Source organism: Tumebacillus lipolyticus (assembly GCF_042682745.1).
Taxonomy (GTDB): Bacteria; Bacillota; Bacilli; order Tumebacillales; family Tumebacillaceae; genus Tumebacillus_A; species Tumebacillus_A lipolyticus.
On record NZ_JBHUIO010000011.1, the window covers coordinates 514,017 to 531,385 of the forward strand.

Here is a 17,369-nt window from a genome sequence, read left to right on the forward strand (position 1 = left end):
CCTTTTTATGGATTTTTATGCATCAACGACAATGAAAAGGTCAGACCATTGTTGCGACGATGATCGCTTTTTGCACATGCAGGCGATTTTCCGCCTCGTCGAACACCACCGAGTTGGGCCCGTCGATCACGTCTGCTGTCACCTCTTCGCCGCGATGGGCGGGCAGGCAGTGCATGAACAGATGATCAGGTTTGGCGTGCGCAGCCAGCTCTTTGTTGACCTGATAGGCGGCAAAATGCTCTTCGCGCAGCCTCTGCTCTTCCTCTTGCCCCATCGATGCCCAGACGTCCGTGTAGATCATGTCGGTGCCTTTCACCGCCTCGATCGGGTCGTAGGTCAGCAGCAGCTCGGTGCCGTGGTAGGCGGCGAGCCGCTGCGCCTGCTCGACGACCTGCGGGTCGCATTCATAGCCGGCAGGAGTCGCGATGCGCAGGTTGATCCCGAGCTTCGGAGCTGCGACCAGCCAGGAGTTGGCCATGTTGTTGCCGTCGCCGACATAGGTGACGTGAAGCCCTTGCAGCTTGCCTTTCTTCTCCCAGAGGGTGAGCAGGTCGGCCAGCACTTGGCAGGGATGGTGCAGGTCGGTCAGGCCATTGATCACCGGCACGGTCGCATAGCGAGCAAACTCGCTCACGATCTCATGGCCAAACGTGCGGATCATGATGCCGTCCAAGTAGCGGGACAGCACGCGCGCGGTGTCTGGAATCGGCTCGCCGCGCCCGATTTGCGTGTCGCGGCCGGACAGGAACATCGCCTGCCCGCCGAGCTGGTTCATCGCCACCTCAAAGGAAACGCGGGTGCGCGTCGACGCTTTTTCAAAGATCATGCCCAGCGTCTTGCCCTCCAGCGGACGGTAGGGGATACCTTTATTGTGTTTCTCTTTCAGCTCGACCGACAGGGCGAGCAGCTTTTTCAAATCTTCTGTCGTAAAGTCGGCCAGGTCGAGAAAATCTCGCCCTTTCAGCTCAGACGCACGCTGCTTGGGAAGCGGAATGGTCGCCATCAGAAATCCCTCCTTGAGAATTGATCGAATAGGGTTGGCAGGCCTGACTGGCCGCCAGCGATTGCAACCAAGCGGTCGCCGTGTCAAGCGATGTCAGACATGGTATTTTCATCTCGACGGTGAAGCGGCGGATCAGGCAGCCGAGGCGAGTCGGATCGCCCCCTAAGGTCGGCAGGTTGAGCGCCAGGTTGATCTGGCCCGACTTGAGCAAGGTCAAGACCGCCTCTTCGTCGCGCAGAACTTCGGTGCTCGCCACGCCGTTTTCGGCGAGGTAGCGCGCTGTGTTTTGCGTGGCATACAGATTCATGCCCAACGCGGACAGCTGGCGCAGCAGCGGCAGCGCCTCCGCTTTCAGCCGATCGGTGATCGAGACGAGCACGCCGCCTCCCTGCGGCAAGGTCAGCCCCGCGCCGAGAAACGCTTTTGCCAGCGCTTCTGATGCGGTGCGCCCGATGCCGAGCGCTTCCCCGGTCGACTTCATCTCCGGGCCGAGCTGGATGTCCAGCCCGGTCAGCTTGCCGAAGGAGAAGACCGGCGCTTTGACGACCAGGTGCTCTTTTGCCGGATACAGCCCGGTGCCGTATCCGCAATCGGACAGCTTCTCCTCGCATTGGACGCGCACCGCCAGCTCAACCATCGGCACTCCGGTCACTTTGGAGAGGATCGGCACCGTTCGCGACGCGCGCGGGTTGGCTTCCAGCACGTAGACGGTGTTGTCGGCCAGCACGAACTGGATGTTCAGCAGGCCGATGATGCCCAGCCCGCTTGCGATCCGCTCCGTGTAGGAGACCAGAGTGGCGATCACCTCTTCGCTCAAGCTTTGCGGCGGGTAGATCGCCATCGAGTCGCCCGAGTGAACGCCCGCCCGCTCGATGTGTTCGAAGATGCCGGGGATCAGCACGTCCTGTCCGTCGCAGATCGCGTCGACCTCCATCTCTTTCCCTTCGAGATACTGGTCGATCAGGATCGGGTGTCCGAGCGCGACGTCTGTCGCCTGCTTCATATAGCGGATCAGCTCGCTTTCGCTGTGCACGATCGCCATCGCGCGCCCGCCGATCACGTAGGAGGGGCGCACCATCACCGGATAGCCGATCGCCTCCGCTGTGCGAACCGCCTCTTCAATGTTGTGGGCAGAACCGCCTTTTGTCTGCGGAATCTCCAGCCGATCCAACAGCTGGCGGAACTGTTCCCGATCCTCCGCCAGATCGATCGCAGCCGGAGTCGTCCCCGCCAAAATCAACCCTTTGCGCTGCAGGTTGGCGGCGAGGTTGATCGCCGTCTGACCGCCAAACTGGACGAAGACGCGGTCGACGCGCTCGCGCTTCGCCACCGCCATCACATCTTCGACCGTCAGCGGCTCGAAGTACAGGCGATGGGCGGTATCAAAATCGGTCGAGACCGTCTCCGGGTTGTTGTTGACGATCACCGTTTCATAGCCGAGCTTTTTCAGCGCTTTCACCGCATGAACCGAACAGTAGTCAAACTCGATGCCCTGCCCGATGCGGATCGGACCGGAGCCTAAGACCAGCGCTTTCAACCCTGGCGATTCGGGCAGGATCTCATCCTCCCCTTGATAGGTCGAGTAAAAATAGGGCGTGGTCGATTCGAACTCTGCCGCACACGTGTCGACCAGCGGGTAGGACGGCGCGAGCGCATAGTCCTGACGAAGCGCCTCCACCTCATCGGCACTGGTGCCGAGCAGATGGGCGATGCGCGCGTCAGAAAACCCTTTTCGCTTATACAGCGACAGCAGCTCAGCCGTCAGCGCCTCGCCTGCGCCCCGCATCCCTTTTTCCAGCTCGACCAAGCTGTGCAGCTTGTGCAGGAACCACGCGTCCACACCGGTCCATTCATGCAGATCTTGCCAGCCGGCTCCGCGAGCGAACGCTTCGGTCAGCGCGAACAGGCGGCGGTCGTCCGGCTCGCGCTGCAGCAGTTGGAAGATCTCTTCGTCCGACCATGCGTCGAGCTCCGGCAGGTGCAGTCCATCGACGCCGATCTCCAGCGACCGCACCGCTTTTTGCAGCGCTTCCTCAAACGTGCGCCCCAGCGACATCACTTCGCCGGTCGCTTTCATCTGCGTGCCGAGGGCGCGGTTGGCCTGCGGGAATTTGTCGAACGGCCAGCGCGGAATCTTCACGACCACATAGTCGAGCGCCGGCTCAAAGCTGGCGAACGTCTTGCCTGTGACCGGATTCACAATCTGGTGCAGCGGTTGACCGATCGCGATCTTGGCGGCGATCTTGGCGATCGGATAGCCGGTCGCCTTCGACGCTAAGGCGGAAGAGCGGGAGACGCGCGGGTTGACCTCGATCACACAGTAGCGCTCCGAATGCGGATCGAGCGCAAACTGGACATTGCAACCCCCTTCGATCTTCAGGCTGCGAATGATCGAAAGCGAGGCGGTGCGCAACATCTGATACTCCCGGTCGGTCAGCGTCTGGGACGGAGCGACCACGATCGAGTCGCCCGTGTGGACGCCGACCGGATCGAAGTTCTCCATGTTGCAGATCGTGATGCACGTATCGTTGCTGTCGCGCATCACCTCATACTCGATCTCTTTCCAGCCTTTGATGCTGCGCTCGACGAGCACCTGCGAGATCGGCGACTGCTTCAGCCCGCGCAGCAGGATCTCATGAAACTCTTCCATCGTCTCGGCGATGCCGCCGCCCGTTCCCCCCAGCGTGTAGGCGGGACGCAGGATGACCGGCAGGCCGATCTGCTGCAAAAAGTCGAGACCCTCTTCCAGCGTGTGCACGATGCTGCTCTCCGGGATCGGCTGGTTGAGCTCCTCCATCAGATCTTTGAACAGCTGGCGATCTTCCGCTCGCTTGATCGAGTAGAGCGGCGTGCCGAGCAGCTGCACATCGTACTCGGCCAGCACGCCCGCCTCGGCCAGCTCGACCGCTAGGTTGAGCGCCGTCTGGCCGCCGAGGGTCGCCAGCAGCCCGTCGGGGCGCTCTTTGGCGATGATCGCGGTGAGCATCGGCACGGTCAGCGGCTCCATGTAGATGCGGTCGGCGACCTCATGATCGGTCATGATCGTCGCCGGGTTGGAGTTGACGAGGATGACCTCGCACCCCTCTTCGCGCAGCGCTTTGCAAGCTTGCGTTCCTGCATAGTCGAACTCGGCCGCCTGGCCGATCACGATCGGGCCGGAGCCGATGACGAGGATTTTGGCAGGGTTAGATGGTTGTGACAAGTTGCGATCCCTTCCTTTCGTTCATCAGGGCGAGGAAGCGGTGAAACAGCGCCTCCGCATCCTGCGGCCCCGGGCATGCTTCCGGGTGGAACTGCACCGAGAAGGCGGGCAGGACGCTGTGCGCCACGCCTTCGATTGAATCGTCGTTCACATGTTTGTGCGTGACGACCAGCTCGGCGGGAAACCCTTCCCGTCGCACGCTGTAGCTATGGTTTTGCGACGTGATCCACACCTTGCCGCTGCGCAGATCCTGCACCGGGTGGTTGGAGCCGCGATGGCCGAAGCGCATCTTCTCAGTCGTCGCGCCAAACGACATCGCCAACAGCTGATGCCCGAGGCAGATGCCGAAGAGCGGATAGGCGGTCGCCAAGCGCTTGATCAGCGGCAACAGATCGGCGCAGTCTGCCGGGTCGCCCGGCCCGTTGGAGAGCATGATACCGTCCGGCTGCAGGCGAGCGATCTGCTCAAACTCGGTGTCTGCTGGCACCACCGTCACGCGACAGCCGAGGCGTGTCAGCGCGCCCGCGATGTTCTCCTTGGCGCCGAAGTCGACCAAGACCACATGCGACTCTCCCTGCACCGAATGCTGGTACGTCTGTTTCGTGCTGACCCGGCGGACGAGGTCGCGCGGCAGGGCGGGAAAATCGAACTTCTCACCGTCTGCCAACAGGTTGGCAGGCAGAATATATCCTTTCAAACTGCCCTCTTCGCGGATCATCTTGACCAGCGACCGCGTGTTCACTCCGGTCAGCCCGACGATCCCCTGTTCGGACAGATATTGATCGAGCGTCTGCTCTTGGCGAAAGTGGCTGGGAAAATCGCACGTCTCGCCGGTGACAAAACCGGTGAGCCAAGGCCGCTTCGCTTCAAAATCATCCCCGTTGATCCCGTAGTTGCCGATCAGCGGGTAGGTCATCACCACGATCTGTTCCGCATAGGAAGGATCGGTCAAAATCTCCTGATAACCGGTCATCCCCGTATGAAACACCACTTCTCCGTAGCCTTTGCGAACACAACCGATCAGCTCCCCTGAGAAGCGGCTTCCGTTTTCGAGCACCAGTACACCTTTCATCTCGTCTTCCACTCCCCTTCCGTACGACGTTTCTTTGTCTTGTGTTATTATACATACTACTGTATATCTATTCAAGAACAGATTTTGCCTTCGGGATATGCACCCATTTTGACGCGAGGTCATATCGTATCAATACATAACGCTCGCCAAGCAAAAGAGAGAGAAAGCGAGAGCCGCGCACTGTGTCGTACAGAGAGAAAAGTGAGGTGGCAACGGCACACGACGACAGAGTCGCGATGACATAGATCGTCCTGGCTGCAGACAGGACGCCCTCCCTTTTCCTATAAAAAGGGACGGATGAAGGAATTTTCCCTCACCCGTCCCTTTTTTGTTACCAAAAGAGCCCACCCCCAACAAGTGGTCCGACCGTTCCCCAAACTCGCCAAAACACAAAGCCGATGAAAAAGAGCACTAAGAAGACCACCGCCCAGCCGATATAGCCAAGCCCGCCAGTCACCCCAGGCCAAAACCCTCCCGCTGCGCCGAACGGAAATGATTGTGCGGTTCCTCCGGCGACGCCAAAGGGAAAGGAGACTTTTCTGGCCATCCCATCTCCCCCTCTCTCCCTGCTGTTCTCTTCAGTCTATGTGCAAGGGCAAAGATGCGCATGCACATCCGCCCATTTCTGCGCTATTTCAATAGATCCACCCACACATTCAGTAAAAATAATCCAGACTTGAGGGAGGATTCAATTATACGATCGAAGAATAAAAGATTATACAAAAGGATAATCAATGCTCGGCGGAGGTGATCAGCGATGGACAGAAATGTGGTGCATCCGCTCCTGGAACGGTTGGATGGCGACCCGGACTTGCGAAAGATCCAAAAACAACTTTCTGCAATCGAAGAAAAGATGAGAGCGGGAATCTCAGAAGAAGCTTGGAATCTGGTGTTAGAATGGGAGGCGCTCTGGGCGCTCTACGCCAACCTCTGCATCGAAAAATTATATCGGGCGACCAATGAGGCACCCACGTGATCGCGGCTCTGATCAACGGTAAAGGAAAGCAGGACGCTGGGAAGCATCTAAACACTTTCCTCTTCCAATTTAGATCGGCAAGATGATCGACACAAAAATTGGTCTTATCTTTCAATAGAGACAGCGATTATCGCTGTCTTTTTTGACTCCTTGCTGCACCGTCCACCGTTCTAGCCTTGCCATTTCAGATTCAGATCGGCTCTTATCGTTCAGCCACGCCTAAACCTGCATCACGAACATCAAAAAGAGACATTCAGGCGGACCACAGTCTGAATGTCTCTTTTTTCCTCAGTTCGGTGCTTGGCACCTCAAGGGAATCTGTTCGAAGCATCCCCGCTGACTTTCTATCCCTGCTAGAGATTCGCCGATCGAAACCGCATGGTTCGGCCTTTACGCGATCGCTTATCGAGCCAGCTGTTCCCGCACGCCATCCCACAGTTTGATCCTGCTCTCCAAACAGCGCTCCGCCGTCTCCAACGCCTCTTGCTCGCGCCGCAGGTCGCCTGCGCAGAGATAGGCCAACAGCCGCTCCGCCAGCGGACCGTGCTCATCTCCGTCCAGCTCGATATGGCGCTTCAAATAGTACAGCAGGCGATCTGTCGGCTTGCCCCCCTCTTCCAGCTCGCGCACCAGATGCGTGAACATGTCGGGGATGATGTCCTCCCGCCCGAAGAAAAAGGCGGCCGCCACCTGATGCGGTTTTCCGTCGATCGCGATCTCAAGCGTCGTCTCGACAAACTGACGCACGCTCGCCGGAATCTCAGGAGCTTCGAGCGCCTGCGCGATCGAGCCTCCCTGTTCGAGCCGATTCAAAAAGCTGCGGATCGGGCCGGTGTCAGCACCCGCCTCCTCCATCGCTTGCATGTACAGATCAAAATGAGAGATATATCCGCCCTGACCGTCTTCGTCCGTCTCTTCGCCGAGCACGATCTCATTGATGAAACGAGCGTACTGCGCCTCATTCCCTGGCATCCACGGAACGGTGGTGACGGTCAGTTCGCGCTGCAGTCGCTTGAGCAAGCTCATAAAATCCCACACCGCGAACACGTGGTGCTCCATAAAGGCTCGCACCCGCTCTGCCGATGTCAGCTCTTGATAGACAGGGTGCTGCAACAAGCGGTCGCGAACACGTTCAAACGTTTGCGTATTTTGCATGATCAAAGCCATCTCCTTAGCTATGAAGTACGACCTGTTGCATTATACCATTTGTTCGCTCCGCTGTGGATCATCTCAGGTGGCGCAACGGGATCGAGCGCTTCGGCGTCTCCCCTCGCCCCCGCTCCGCTTCTAACCAGATCAGCAGAGTCGGGAACAGGGCGAACAGCGACATCATCGCCAAGACGACGATGCCAGAATCGTTGGTGAACAGGCCGATCATCGCACCGCAGAGCATGCCTCCGACCGCCGTCCGGTAGGGACGATCCCGCTCTTGCCACACTCGCTTCGGCAAGAGCGCCGGCGTGAACAGCGCGTAGGCGAACAGGCTGAGCACGAGCAGAAACAGCGGCGGCCAGACGGATGAGAAGAGCAGTCGTACGAACATATCCGATTTGCGAGCGAGGATGTGCACCATCTCCAGCGCACCACCGGTGAGCACCTGCCCCGCCGCCGCCCCGATGTGCGAAGGAGGAGCGCTCGGCAGGTTGAGCAGCAGCAAGAGCCCGCCCGCGCCGAGCAAGGAGGCGAGCAGAACGCCTGCGGTCGGGAGCGGCCGCAACCTTTTTTGCAAGGCGTAGCAGAGGCCGGTCGTAGCTGCAGCTGTCAGCGCCCCGCCCGTGTTGGTGCCGAGGGCGGGGGAAGCGAAAAAGGCGGTCAGAAACAGCCCGCCGATCAGCGCGCCCGCCTCCAGCCATCCTCGCTTGATGCGCGAAGTGCGCGAAGTGCGCAACAGGGCGGCATACAGCAGCACAGCCGCGCCGATGACGACACCCATGTACTCATTGCCCACACCGTAGTAGCGTGCGCCGACGATCGGATCATAGGAGAGCAGACCCCGTTTAGCCAGCATCCCCCCCTGCCAAGCATCGATTACGACCGCACAGACCGTCCACGCGGAGAGCCAGACCATTCGCCCGCTCAGCGTCTGACAAAAAGGCATGATGCGAAAGGGGATCGCCACAAGCAGCAGGCTGAGGACGACCAATCCCCCCGCCACCTCCCACAAGCTCGTCGGGTGAAGCAACGGCAACAAAAACAGGCACAGTGGCAACGCCAAGCCTGCCCAGAGCAGCGCACGAATCCAGATGAGGCGGAAGTGGACGCGCACTCCCAAGAAGAGGCGAAGCGCCCCGAACACGAGCCCGAGCCCGACCAGCGCCCCTAAGGCACCGAGCACCGTACTGCGGTGGTTGTATGTCCGAACGCTCGCCTCTTTCAGCGCGGCGAGCTGCTCCTGCTTCAACCCGGTCACCCCTTGAAGCGGGTAGCCGATCATCCCAGCCGGCCGTTCGATTCTGAGAAACTGCAACAGCGTCGGGGCGATGTCGAGGTTGGAGACGATCCCTTCGCGCCGCGTCGTCGCCGAGGTGAGCACGCTGCCCGCCTGCACCGACCCGCCTGCGACCACCACCGGGCTCAACCATTCCCGTTTTGCAGCCGCGGCGGCAGATACCTGTGGCGAGGCGATCAGCAACTGTCTGTTCGGTCCGATCTCCGCAGCCAGTTTGCCGACAAAGCGGTCGATCTCCGCCAGCACTTCGCGGCGCAGATCGGTCAATCGTTTCGAATCGAGCAGCGAGCTGTACTCTGCCACGCGATACAGATCGGCGAGGTCGAACACGAGCAGCGCCGCCCGCTGCTTCAGCCGAACGTACTCGCTCCACAGCTTCTCGTAGTCGGTGCGCACCCCGTAGGGACGAGCCGGATCGCGCTTGAAGAGCGCACCGCCCACCTCGCCGTACGGCGTGCGCCCGTCTCCGTCGGAGGTGAACAGCGCAGCCGGGCGCCACAGCTCGCCCCCCTTGTCGCTGGCGCCGAGCACAGCCGTCTTCATTCCCCGGCTGTGCAGAGCATCGCCGAGCGACACGGCGGAGGCGGAGTAGTTCCACCGCTCCTGGCTGCGCAAGATGCGCGGCAGAGACAAGAGCAGCACCTCATCGTCAACCTTCTGGTCGTGCAATCCGGTGTGGATCGCTGTCACCGGCACATCGTGCACCTGCTCGTCCGCGTTGTAGACCAGCACATCTTTCGCATCCAATCTCGCGGGAACTCCTGCCGCCATCGTCACATAGGCGTTCGCATCGGTGCGCTTGCCACCTGTGTTCACGTTCATCAGGGCGACCGCTCCACGGGCGGACAGCTTTTGCACCTCAGGCATCAGGGCGAGGTCATCATAGCTCAGCTTGTTGATGAGCAAAAGCAGCGCTTGGCGGTCTGGCGCTTGAGCGGATGCTCTGGATGAAGCATCGGCTGTGGACAAGGGAGAGAGCAGAGAGATCAGCAGACAAGCTAACAACAAACGGATCAACAGCAACGATCATCGCTCCTTTGCAGAAAAAGATCATTGCTACTAGCATTGCCCAGAACGGATCGATCAATTTCCAACAAAGCGCCAATTTGCTCGCTGCGCAGATCATTTTCAAAGCATAAAAATTGTTCACATCCCCTTCAAGAAACGACCATCGACATGATCAATAATGACTGTAAGCGTAACTTCATCCACATTATCCACACAGATATCCACAACCGCATGCTCCGATTTTTCGACATTTTGTCCAAATCGACCACACTTATCCCCAAAATCAGCATTTTGTTTACATAATTTTTTGAGATTCGATGTTCGTTTTGAAAAGCGATCAATTCAATACTCTCGTCCCATGTCCACAACGAGTTGTGGATAACCATGCTATTTTGTGCACAAAGCTGTTGATAACCAACGAGTAACTCCTATATATTGTAAATATTATGTAAAATATAAATTTTTCTATTTGAATTTTTAGTCACACGCATGTATGATAGTATTATTGTTCAGTAGTTAAGAAGTAGACCTACAATTTAAGCGGGTGATCGTGTGAAAAAACTAGTGTGGTTGCGCGTGGGAGGTCTTCTCCTCTTTATCGGAAGCGCGGTGTTGCTCTATGCAGCTCTGTTCTATAACCCTCTGCTGTTCTCGGTCGAGAAGATGACGCTGCGCAAGACAGAATGGGAGCAACTGCGCCCCTCCCTGTTTGCAGGGGCGAGCTATGACCTCTCCGATGAGCGCGACCTGCTCGAACGGCGAAGTCTGGAAGAGCTGGTGCTCCACAAAGGGCGTGAACTCGGGATCACCGCCGATGAGACGGCGATCGAACAACAGCTCAAACAGCTTGGCGATACTTCGGCGGAACGCAACCAGACGCTTCAGGAGATGCAGATGACCGAGGAAGACGCGAAGAACAACTACCGTCGCGCACTGATCGGCTTTGAAGTCAAAAAGCGCATCACCTCCGACTTGGCGATCCAAGAAGGGGAGATGGAGCAATATTACCGCGAGAACAAGGAGCAATTTTTCGTTCCTGAATTTCGTACTATTCGCTATATTCGCGCAAAAGTTGACGATCTTGCAACTCGCTCCCAGCTGCAAGCGGTCACCGCCGATTCGTTTCAACGCGTGCTCGAACAGCTCTCCTCCGATCCAAACGATCGAATGCACAGCTGGGAAGAGCTGATCTCGCAAGGTGCGTTTGCCCAGAACACATCGGACGCAGTGGCCGAAAAAGCGTTCCACCTTCAGCTGAACAAATTGACCGGGCCGATTCAGGATGGCGAGTGGAACTATTGGTTCTTGATCGAAAAGATCACCACCCCCTACCAGCAGCCCTACCTTGACGTGCGTCAAAAGATCCATGACCAACTGTACCAAAGCAAGCAGTCGGCACAGTTCAGAGCTTGGCTGGAGTCGCAGAAAGAACCTGTCGACTATGTGCTGAACACAGACAATCTGACTGCCAGCAGGTGGAGCGCCTTTTGGCATGACCTGCCGATCAACATTCGAAAGCTTTGGTAGCAGTAAGAACGCCGTCTATACGGAGCGCTCTGCGCTTTGCTATAGAAGATTCAACACATTCCACAAAGGGAGAGATTATCTATGAAATGGACCAAAACTTTGGTGGCTGCGCTCGTCTGCACCACCGCTCTGTCCGCGCCAGCTCTCGCAGCGAAGGACGACTCCGCGAACGTGATCGCACCTGAGGCACACTACACCGAAGAAAAAGCGCCGGCCAACTACAATCCGGCTGCCAAATCTTCCACTCGCGTCAACTCGATCGTGCCGGATGCGGCGAACCCGATCATCGTGCTCGACCCAGGTCACGGCGGTACCGACCCTGGTGCGGTCGGCAACGGAATCCGTGAGTCTGACGTCGTGCTCGACATCGCGACCCGTTCCAAAAACTACATGGCGGCCAACTATCCGGCTACCCTCTACATGACGCGGACGGCAGACACGACCGTGTCGCTGGAGAGCCGCGCATCGTTTGCAAACAGCAAAGGGGCAAATATCTTCGTCTCCTACCATATCAACTCCTACACCTCGTCGACCGCAAACGGCTTGGAAGTCTACCAATATCCGGGCTCGACCAGCAGCAATCAGCTGTCGACCAACATCTACAACAAGCTCAAGCCGTACTACTCCACCCTGCGCGGTGTGAAGTCGGCTGAGTTCTACGTGCTGAAATACACCAACATGCCTGCATCGCTCGGTGAGACAGGCTTCATCTCCAACGCCACCGATGCGACCAACCTCAAGTCTGCCACCTTCAAGCAAAACCTGGCAGTCGGATACGCACAAGGTATGCACGTCTACTGGTGGGGCTTCTAATCGAAGACAGCATGTAAAATAGAAAAACAGCACTCGGCGGCGAGTGCTGTTTTTCTATTTTACAAGGAGGGAAGTTGCTACTTCCACCCAAGTCCTAGAGGTCGGAGATGTTCCGAACCGCCGAGCTATGTGACGTCACGAACTGCTTGTGTGCGTGCGCTGCGTTTTTGTCACGACCGCCACATGATGCAGGCGATCAAAAAAAGAGAGAGCCGTTTCTGCCCTCTCTTTTCTTTATAGATACAGCGCCATCAAGTCCTCATCATAGGACTGCCCGCCTGTGATCAGCGCGTCCTTTTCCAGACCGTACGCGACAAAGCCATGTTTCTGATACAGCCGCTTGGCCGGTTCGTTGCTGGTGACGACGGCGAGTTGGATCTGGATGAGGCCTGGAATCTGGCGCGCCTGTTCGATCACATGCTGCAACAGTTTTGACCCCGCACCCGCACCGTGGAGACCTGGAATGACATACATGCCCCAGATCATGCCCTTGTGCTGTAGCTTTCGTTTTGACTGCTGGAAAAAACCGATCGTGCCGACCAGCGTGCCGTCTTCTTGAAAAGCGCCCGCCACAAAGTTTTGCGGTGCTTGGCGAGCAGCAAAAACGTTGATCGTCTGTTCGAGCGTGACTGTCTGTTCCTCTTCAAAGGAAGAACCGAATGCCTCCGGATATTCCTGCAAGGCGCGCAGGCGCAGTTCGCGGAATTGTGCCGCATCTTGCGTGGTGAGATTGCGAATGTGCAATTGTGTCATTTACGTCATTCCTTTCTTCATCTATTCTAGCCTACCTTTTTCCTGCGGTATATGCTAGCGATGAGAAAGGTGAAGTTTATGTATGAACAAAAGGCGTCCACAGAAGATTACGGAGTTTGATCGGGAATTGATTCTTGAAAATGGAAAAAAACAAGACTCGTAAGCGGCCTTGTCTTCTCCGCATATTCTCCTACCTAGGCACCGTCAAAAGGTCATATCCAACAATCCCTGCCCCCGTCAGAACCAGAAGACCAAAGACCGTCCAAAACACCTTTCGATTGGTTTTGAAATAGAGCACCACCAGCAACAAGCAAGAAATCAAGATCGGTATGCCAATCATCAAATACAGCCAGAGAAGCATTACCATTTCATCTCTCAGGGTCATCCCCAGAAATACTGCGATGACCGCATAGACCGCTGAGATCACCAACCAAAGCAACAGAGAATGTTTCATCTGCCCCTCAATGGATGGAACGTCAAATCGTCGGCGTCGCCGCCCACTTGGTCAGGCTGAGGCTGGCGATCGCGTTCAGATCGAGGTCGTGAAACTTGCCCTGCTCGTACAGCGGAAACGCAGCCGCCGCGATCATCGCTGCATTGTCTGTGCACAGGTCGAGGCTCGGGAAATGCACCGAGAAGCCCACCTCTTCGGCACGCTCGGTCAAACGTTTGCGCAGCCCTTTGTTGGCGGCGACACCGCCTGCGACCACCACGTTCTTCACGCCCGTCTTGCGGACGGCACGCACCGTCTTCTCCACCAGCACCTCGACGACAGCCGCCTGAAAGGAAGCTGCCACATCCTGCTTCGACACGGTCTCTCCTCGCTGCTCCGCATTGTGCAACGTGTTGATCACCGCCGACTTCAGCCCGGAAAAGGAGAAGTCGATCGACTCCTCATCGATCCATGCGCGCGGAAACGGGTAGGCCTCTGGATTGCCTTCCTGCGCCAGTCGATCGATCACCGGGCCGCCAGGATAGTCGAGCCCCATCGAGCGCGCCACCTTGTCGTACGCCTCGCCCGCTGCATCGTCGCGCGTGCGCCCGAGAAAGGCGAACTCCCCGTGGCTCGGCATGTGCACGACCTCCGTGTGCCCGCCCGACACCACCAGCGCGAGCAGCGGCGGCTCCATCCCGCCCGACAGAAAGTTGGCGTAGATGTGACCTGCGATGTGCTGAACGCCGATCAGCGGAATGCCCTTCGCAAAGCTGAGCGCTTTGGCGAACGATACGCCGGTCAGCAGCGCCCCGACCAGACCTGGCCCGTACGTCACCGCCACCGCCGACAGATCGTCGAACGTCACGCCCGCCCGCTCCATCGCCTCTGCGACCACGCCATTGATGCTCTCGACATGCTTTCGCGATGCCACCTCCGGCACCACGCCGCCAAATCGCTTGTGAATCTCGATCTGCGAGGCGATCACGTTGGACAAGATCTCGTTGCCATCCCGAATCACCGCCGCCGCCGTCTCATCACAGCTCGTCTCGATGCCCAAGATCACAACCGGCTTGTCCGCCGCCCGATCGCTCTGATATCTGCTGCGGATTCTCTCCACAAAGCTCATCGAATCTACTCCCTTCCCGAAACCGCGCCCTGCGGCGACAACTCCGCCCACATGATCATCGCGTCCTCGTTGTTGTCCGTATAATAGCCTTTGCGAACGCCGTGGCTGACAAAGCCCAGCTTCTCATAGAGCCGCTGTGCCGGCAGGTTGGAGACGCGCACTTCCAGCGTCATCCGCTCCGCTCCCCTCGCCATGCTCTGCACCATCATCTCCTGCATCAGCCGCTCGCCCAACCGGCGGCCGCGAAATGCTGGATCGATCGCGATGTTGGTGATGTGCGCCTCATCTAAGATCACCCACATCCCCGCATAGCCGACCACCTGCTCCTCATAGCACGCGACCAGATAGCAGGCAAAATGGTTGGTGCTCAACTCGTTCTCATACGCCTCGCGCGACCAGGGCAGCGTAAACGATCGGTGCTCGATCTCCATCACGCGGTCGAGGTCGCCGAGCACCATCTTTCGATATTCGAGCTCGGTCGTCACTGGGAGTTCCCTCCCGCTTGCTGTTCCAGCCACTTTTTCTCCGCTTCGACCAGCTGCAAATACTCGGGGGCAAACGTTGCCGCATCCTGCCCTTCCCCCGCTTCGAGCAGTGGAATTCCCACATCGAGCAGATGGGCAGCTCGCACAAAATCGTGGCTCGCTGCAGCGGCAAACTGCGCTTTCTCCCCCAACCGCTCGATCAGCTCCGCGCGGTGAACCTGCGCGCCGTCGCCGAGCAGAAGCACCGCCACCTTGCGCTTGTCCAGACGCCGCACCACCATCCGCGAGTTGATCGCCTTGATCAGGTCGTCGAGGACGAGCAGCTGATCTTCGACGATCTTGATGAACGATCCGTTCTGTTGCTCATAAAAGGCGGTGTACGCCTGCTTGCGTCTGGCGTCGAACATCGGCACCACCAGCGCGTCTGTCAGCTCCCCATGTCGAGCTAACCCATCGAGCGACGAGACGCCGACCAGCGGGATGTTCAATGCCATCGCAAACGCCTTCGCCGCCGTCACCGCGATCCGCACGCCGGTGTACGAGCCTGGCCCGCGGCCGACGATGATGCCTTTCAGGTCATCTGGCGAGAGGTCGAGGTTGGCCATCAGCCCTTCGAGCAGTGGCATCATCTTGACCGAATGGTTGCGCGACAGCTGAGTGGTCGCCTCGCCCAGCAGTTTTCCTTTTTCGCCGAGCGCGACGGTCAACGTCGCAGTCGCAGTATCTATCGCGAGGTAGGGCACGCTTCGTTCAACTCCTTTAGCCTTGCTTCCGAGCGGGGCCCTGTCGCTGTGAAGGTGATCTTGCGCCCCTCTGCAGAGAGGTTTTGCAGCATCACCTGCACGCGGTCGGCAGGCAGAACTTCTTCCAGCCATTCTGCCCACTCCACCACCGACACGCCCGCGCCAAAAAAGTAATCATCCAGTCCAAGCTCTTCTTCAGCCGCTCGCTCTCCCAAGCGGTAGATGTCCATATGGTAGAGAGGGATTCGCCCCTCGTCATACTCTTTGATGATCGTAAACGTCGGCGAAGAGACCGGCTCTTCCACGCCGAGCCCGCAGGCAAGGCCTTGCGTAAAGGTCGTCTTGCCTGCGCCCAAGTCGCCCGACAGGCAGATCAGATCGCCCGGCTGCACCATGCTGCCGAGCGCTTTCGCCACCCGTTGCGTCTGTTCAACAGACTCCGTTTGATAGATCAGCATCCGATCAACTCCCAAAATGGTTAAATCCTCGCGGTCGCAGTTCGTGACGAGCCCCGTCCCGCAACAGCACCACGCCCTGCCCCGCCTCTGCGCGCCCGATCACCACCAGCGGAAGCCCCGCCTTGGCGAAGGAGGCTTCGACTTCGGCCAGCCGGCTCGGATCGAGCGTGCCGATCAGCCGATAATCCTCCCCGCCGAACAGCGCCCACTGCAGCGGATCTTTTCCGCTTGCAGCCGCATAGTGGCGGACGCTCGCATGCAGCGGAATCGCATCCGCTTCGATCACCAGCCGCACCCCGCTCATCTTGGCGATCTCGTGCAGTTCGCTCGCCACGCCGTCAGACACATCGTTGGCAGACGTGCAGCCACCTGTCGCGACCAGGATTCTGCCCGCCTCCACCTGCGGCGCTGGGCGCTGATGAAAGCGCAGCAGATCGGCCACCGCTTCGGGAGCGAGCGATCTGCTGTTGCCGCTCTCGATCAGATCGAGCCCAGCAGCCGATCCGCCCACCGTTCCGGTCAGATAGACCAGATCGCCCGGTCGAGCCCCGGAGCGAAGCAACGCCCGGCCAGTTTCCACCTCGCCGACAGCAGTCACGGAGATCACAAACGGGCCCGGCGTTTTGACCACATCGCCGCCGACCACAGCCGTTCCGTATTGCGAACAGATCTCCTGCACCCCGCTGTACAACTCCTCCAGCCGCTCCACCTCAAGGTCGATCGGCAGCGCGAGCGATAGCACCGCATGTTTCGGACGCCCGCCCATCGCCGCGATGTCGGAGATCGAGACGGCGAGCGATTTGTAGCCGAGCGAGCGGTCGTCGATCGTGTCGCGACGAAAATGCACGCCTTCGACCAGCATGTCGGTCGTCATCACCACTTGCCGCTCCGCTTCATATTGTACAACAGCCGCGTCATCGCCGATTCCGACGACGACGCTCTCATCTGGCCGCCCGAGCCGCTGCACCAATCGGTCGATCAACCCAAACTCACCCAGTTCTTCGATTCGCATACGTCACCCGCCCTTTTTCTGCCTTTTCCTATTATACCTATCTCGCGAGCAGAAACAAACCACGGCCGCTCGGCACACCAACAGGCACAAAATACCCATTTTAATTTGCTCCGTTTTCGCGTATCTTTAAGATAGAGGAAAAATACAACGATGAGGTGAAGTTGCTTGGGCAGTATATGGATGTTTCTTGCGGAAGCTTTTTTCATGGGGAGTATTTTTGTAGGCGTTTGGCTCCTGGTCCGCTTCGTCTTTAAACAAACGGTCGATGTGGATAGAAGCCGTACGCAGCCCTCCATCGAATTCAAT

Annotated in this window: 16 protein-coding genes; 3 read left to right on the plus strand and 13 right to left on the minus strand. The window is 58.3% G+C overall.

The genetic code is table 11. The features are described from left to right. Positions 1–40: 40 nt before the first annotated feature. From argF to ACFSOY_RS18760, 4 genes are all read right to left on the minus strand, one after another. A complete protein-coding gene (gene argF / locus ACFSOY_RS18745; RefSeq protein WP_386049294.1) occupies positions 41–1,003 on the minus strand; it encodes an ornithine carbamoyltransferase in 963 nt (320 codons plus the stop codon). Then, positions 966–4,205, minus strand: coding sequence for a carbamoyl-phosphate synthase (glutamine-hydrolyzing) large subunit (gene carB, locus ACFSOY_RS18750; protein WP_386049296.1), 3,240 nt, complete (start codon positions 4,203–4,205; stop codon positions 966–968). Before carB ends, argF begins: the two co-directional genes overlap by 38 nt. Then, positions 4,189–5,277: a carbamoyl phosphate synthase small subunit gene (locus ACFSOY_RS18755; protein ID WP_386049298.1), complete on the minus strand. Its 1,089-nt coding sequence runs from the start codon at positions 5,275–5,277 to the stop codon at positions 4,189–4,191. The genes carB and ACFSOY_RS18755 overlap by 17 nt, the downstream gene beginning before the upstream one ends. A gap of 331 nt (positions 5,278–5,608) precedes the next feature. Then, on the minus strand, positions 5,609–5,824 hold the full coding sequence (locus ACFSOY_RS18760; RefSeq protein WP_386049300.1) for a hypothetical protein: 216 nt from the start codon (positions 5,822–5,824) through the stop codon (positions 5,609–5,611). Positions 5,825–6,034: 210 nt separating this feature from the next. On the opposite strand from ACFSOY_RS18760, the gene ACFSOY_RS18765 reads away from it, so the two are divergent. Continuing rightward, positions 6,035–6,253 (plus strand): hypothetical protein, encoded by a 219-nt coding sequence (locus ACFSOY_RS18765; protein WP_386049302.1) that lies wholly within the window; start codon positions 6,035–6,037, stop codon positions 6,251–6,253. A 402-nt stretch (positions 6,254–6,655) separates the two neighbouring features. On the opposite strand, the gene ACFSOY_RS18770 is transcribed toward ACFSOY_RS18765, so the two are convergent. Then, positions 6,656–7,408 (minus strand): DUF3050 domain-containing protein, encoded by a 753-nt coding sequence (locus ACFSOY_RS18770; RefSeq protein WP_386049304.1) that lies wholly within the window; start codon positions 7,406–7,408, stop codon positions 6,656–6,658. 70 nt (positions 7,409–7,478) lie between these two features. Beyond that, positions 7,479–9,725: a hypothetical protein gene (locus ACFSOY_RS18775; protein WP_386049306.1), complete on the minus strand. Its 2,247-nt coding sequence runs from the start codon at positions 9,723–9,725 to the stop codon at positions 7,479–7,481. Positions 9,726–10,262: 537 nt separating this feature from the next. On the opposite strand from ACFSOY_RS18775, the gene ACFSOY_RS18780 reads away from it, so the two are divergent. Together ACFSOY_RS18780 and ACFSOY_RS18785 are read left to right on the plus strand one after the other, a co-directional pair. Then, positions 10,263–11,237, plus strand: a complete 975-nt coding sequence (locus tag ACFSOY_RS18780; RefSeq protein ID WP_386049308.1) for a peptidyl-prolyl cis-trans isomerase — start codon at positions 10,263–10,265, stop codon at positions 11,235–11,237. 81 nt (positions 11,238–11,318) lie between these two features. Then, positions 11,319–12,050 carry an N-acetylmuramoyl-L-alanine amidase family protein gene (locus ACFSOY_RS18785; protein ID WP_386049310.1) on the plus strand — a complete coding sequence of 244 codons (732 nt, stop codon included), beginning with the start codon at positions 11,319–11,321 and terminating at the stop codon, positions 12,048–12,050. 234 nt (positions 12,051–12,284) lie between these two features. Here the strand turns inward: ACFSOY_RS18785 and ACFSOY_RS18790 are convergent, their stop codons facing one another. The 7 genes from ACFSOY_RS18790 to thiL all read right to left on the minus strand — a co-directional run bounded on the left by ACFSOY_RS18790 (position 12,285) and on the right by thiL (position 17,063). Beyond that, a complete protein-coding gene (locus ACFSOY_RS18790; RefSeq protein ID WP_386049312.1) occupies positions 12,285–12,803 on the minus strand; it encodes a GNAT family N-acetyltransferase in 519 nt (172 codons plus the stop codon). Between the two features lie 190 nt (positions 12,804–12,993). Continuing rightward, on the minus strand, positions 12,994–13,257 hold the full coding sequence (locus ACFSOY_RS18795; RefSeq protein ID WP_386049314.1) for a hypothetical protein: 264 nt from the start codon (positions 13,255–13,257) through the stop codon (positions 12,994–12,996). A gap of 22 nt (positions 13,258–13,279) precedes the next feature. Further along, the gene (gene tsaD, locus ACFSOY_RS18800; protein WP_386049316.1) at positions 13,280–14,365 is read right to left on the minus strand and encodes a tRNA (adenosine(37)-N6)-threonylcarbamoyltransferase complex transferase subunit TsaD; all 1,086 of its coding nucleotides are present in this window, start codon (positions 14,363–14,365) and stop codon (positions 13,280–13,282) included. Between the two features lie 5 nt (positions 14,366–14,370). Further along, positions 14,371–14,823, minus strand: a complete 453-nt coding sequence (gene rimI, locus ACFSOY_RS18805; protein WP_386049516.1) for a ribosomal protein S18-alanine N-acetyltransferase — start codon at positions 14,821–14,823, stop codon at positions 14,371–14,373. Positions 14,824–14,846: 23 nt separating this feature from the next. Next, positions 14,847–15,593: a tRNA (adenosine(37)-N6)-threonylcarbamoyltransferase complex dimerization subunit type 1 TsaB gene (gene tsaB / locus ACFSOY_RS18810; RefSeq protein ID WP_386049317.1), complete on the minus strand. Its 747-nt coding sequence runs from the start codon at positions 15,591–15,593 to the stop codon at positions 14,847–14,849. Continuing rightward, positions 15,575–16,051, minus strand: a complete 477-nt coding sequence (tsaE, locus tag ACFSOY_RS18815; protein WP_386049319.1) for a tRNA (adenosine(37)-N6)-threonylcarbamoyltransferase complex ATPase subunit type 1 TsaE — start codon at positions 16,049–16,051, stop codon at positions 15,575–15,577. The genes tsaB and tsaE overlap by 19 nt, the downstream gene beginning before the upstream one ends. A gap of 4 nt (positions 16,052–16,055) precedes the next feature. Next, the gene (gene thiL, locus ACFSOY_RS18820; protein WP_386049321.1) at positions 16,056–17,063 is read right to left on the minus strand and encodes a thiamine-phosphate kinase; all 1,008 of its coding nucleotides are present in this window, start codon (positions 17,061–17,063) and stop codon (positions 16,056–16,058) included. Positions 17,064–17,369: the final 306 nt, after the last annotated feature.

Coding starts and splice junctions, on each gene's coding strand:
- argF (WP_386049294.1), bottom strand. CDS start 1,003: ATGGCGACCATTCCGCTTCCCAAGCAGCGTGCGTCTGAGCTGAAAGGG.
- ACFSOY_RS18755 (WP_386049298.1), bottom strand. CDS start 5,277: ATGAAAGGTGTACTGGTGCTCGAAAACGGAAGCCGCTTCTCAGGGGAG.
- ACFSOY_RS18760 (WP_386049300.1), bottom strand. CDS start 5,824: ATGGCCAGAAAAGTCTCCTTTCCCTTTGGCGTCGCCGGAGGAACCGCA.
- ACFSOY_RS18765 (WP_386049302.1), top strand. CDS start 6,035: ATGGACAGAAATGTGGTGCATCCGCTCCTGGAACGGTTGGATGGCGAC.
- ACFSOY_RS18770 (WP_386049304.1), bottom strand. CDS start 7,408: ATGCAAAATACGCAAACGTTTGAACGTGTTCGCGACCGCTTGTTGCAG.
- ACFSOY_RS18785 (WP_386049310.1), top strand. CDS start 11,319: ATGAAATGGACCAAAACTTTGGTGGCTGCGCTCGTCTGCACCACCGCT.
- ACFSOY_RS18790 (WP_386049312.1), bottom strand. CDS start 12,803: ATGACACAATTGCACATTCGCAATCTCACCACGCAAGATGCGGCACAA.
- ACFSOY_RS18795 (WP_386049314.1), bottom strand. CDS start 13,257: ATGAAACATTCTCTGTTGCTTTGGTTGGTGATCTCAGCGGTCTATGCG.
- tsaD (WP_386049316.1), bottom strand. CDS start 14,365: ATGAGCTTTGTGGAGAGAATCCGCAGCAGATATCAGAGCGATCGGGCG.
- rimI (WP_386049516.1), bottom strand. CDS start 14,823: ATGGTGCTCGGCGACCTCGACCGCGTGATGGAGATCGAGCACCGATCG.
- tsaE (WP_386049319.1), bottom strand. CDS start 16,051: ATGCTGATCTATCAAACGGAGTCTGTTGAACAGACGCAACGGGTGGCG.
- thiL (WP_386049321.1), bottom strand. CDS start 17,063: ATGCGAATCGAAGAACTGGGTGAGTTTGGGTTGATCGACCGATTGGTG.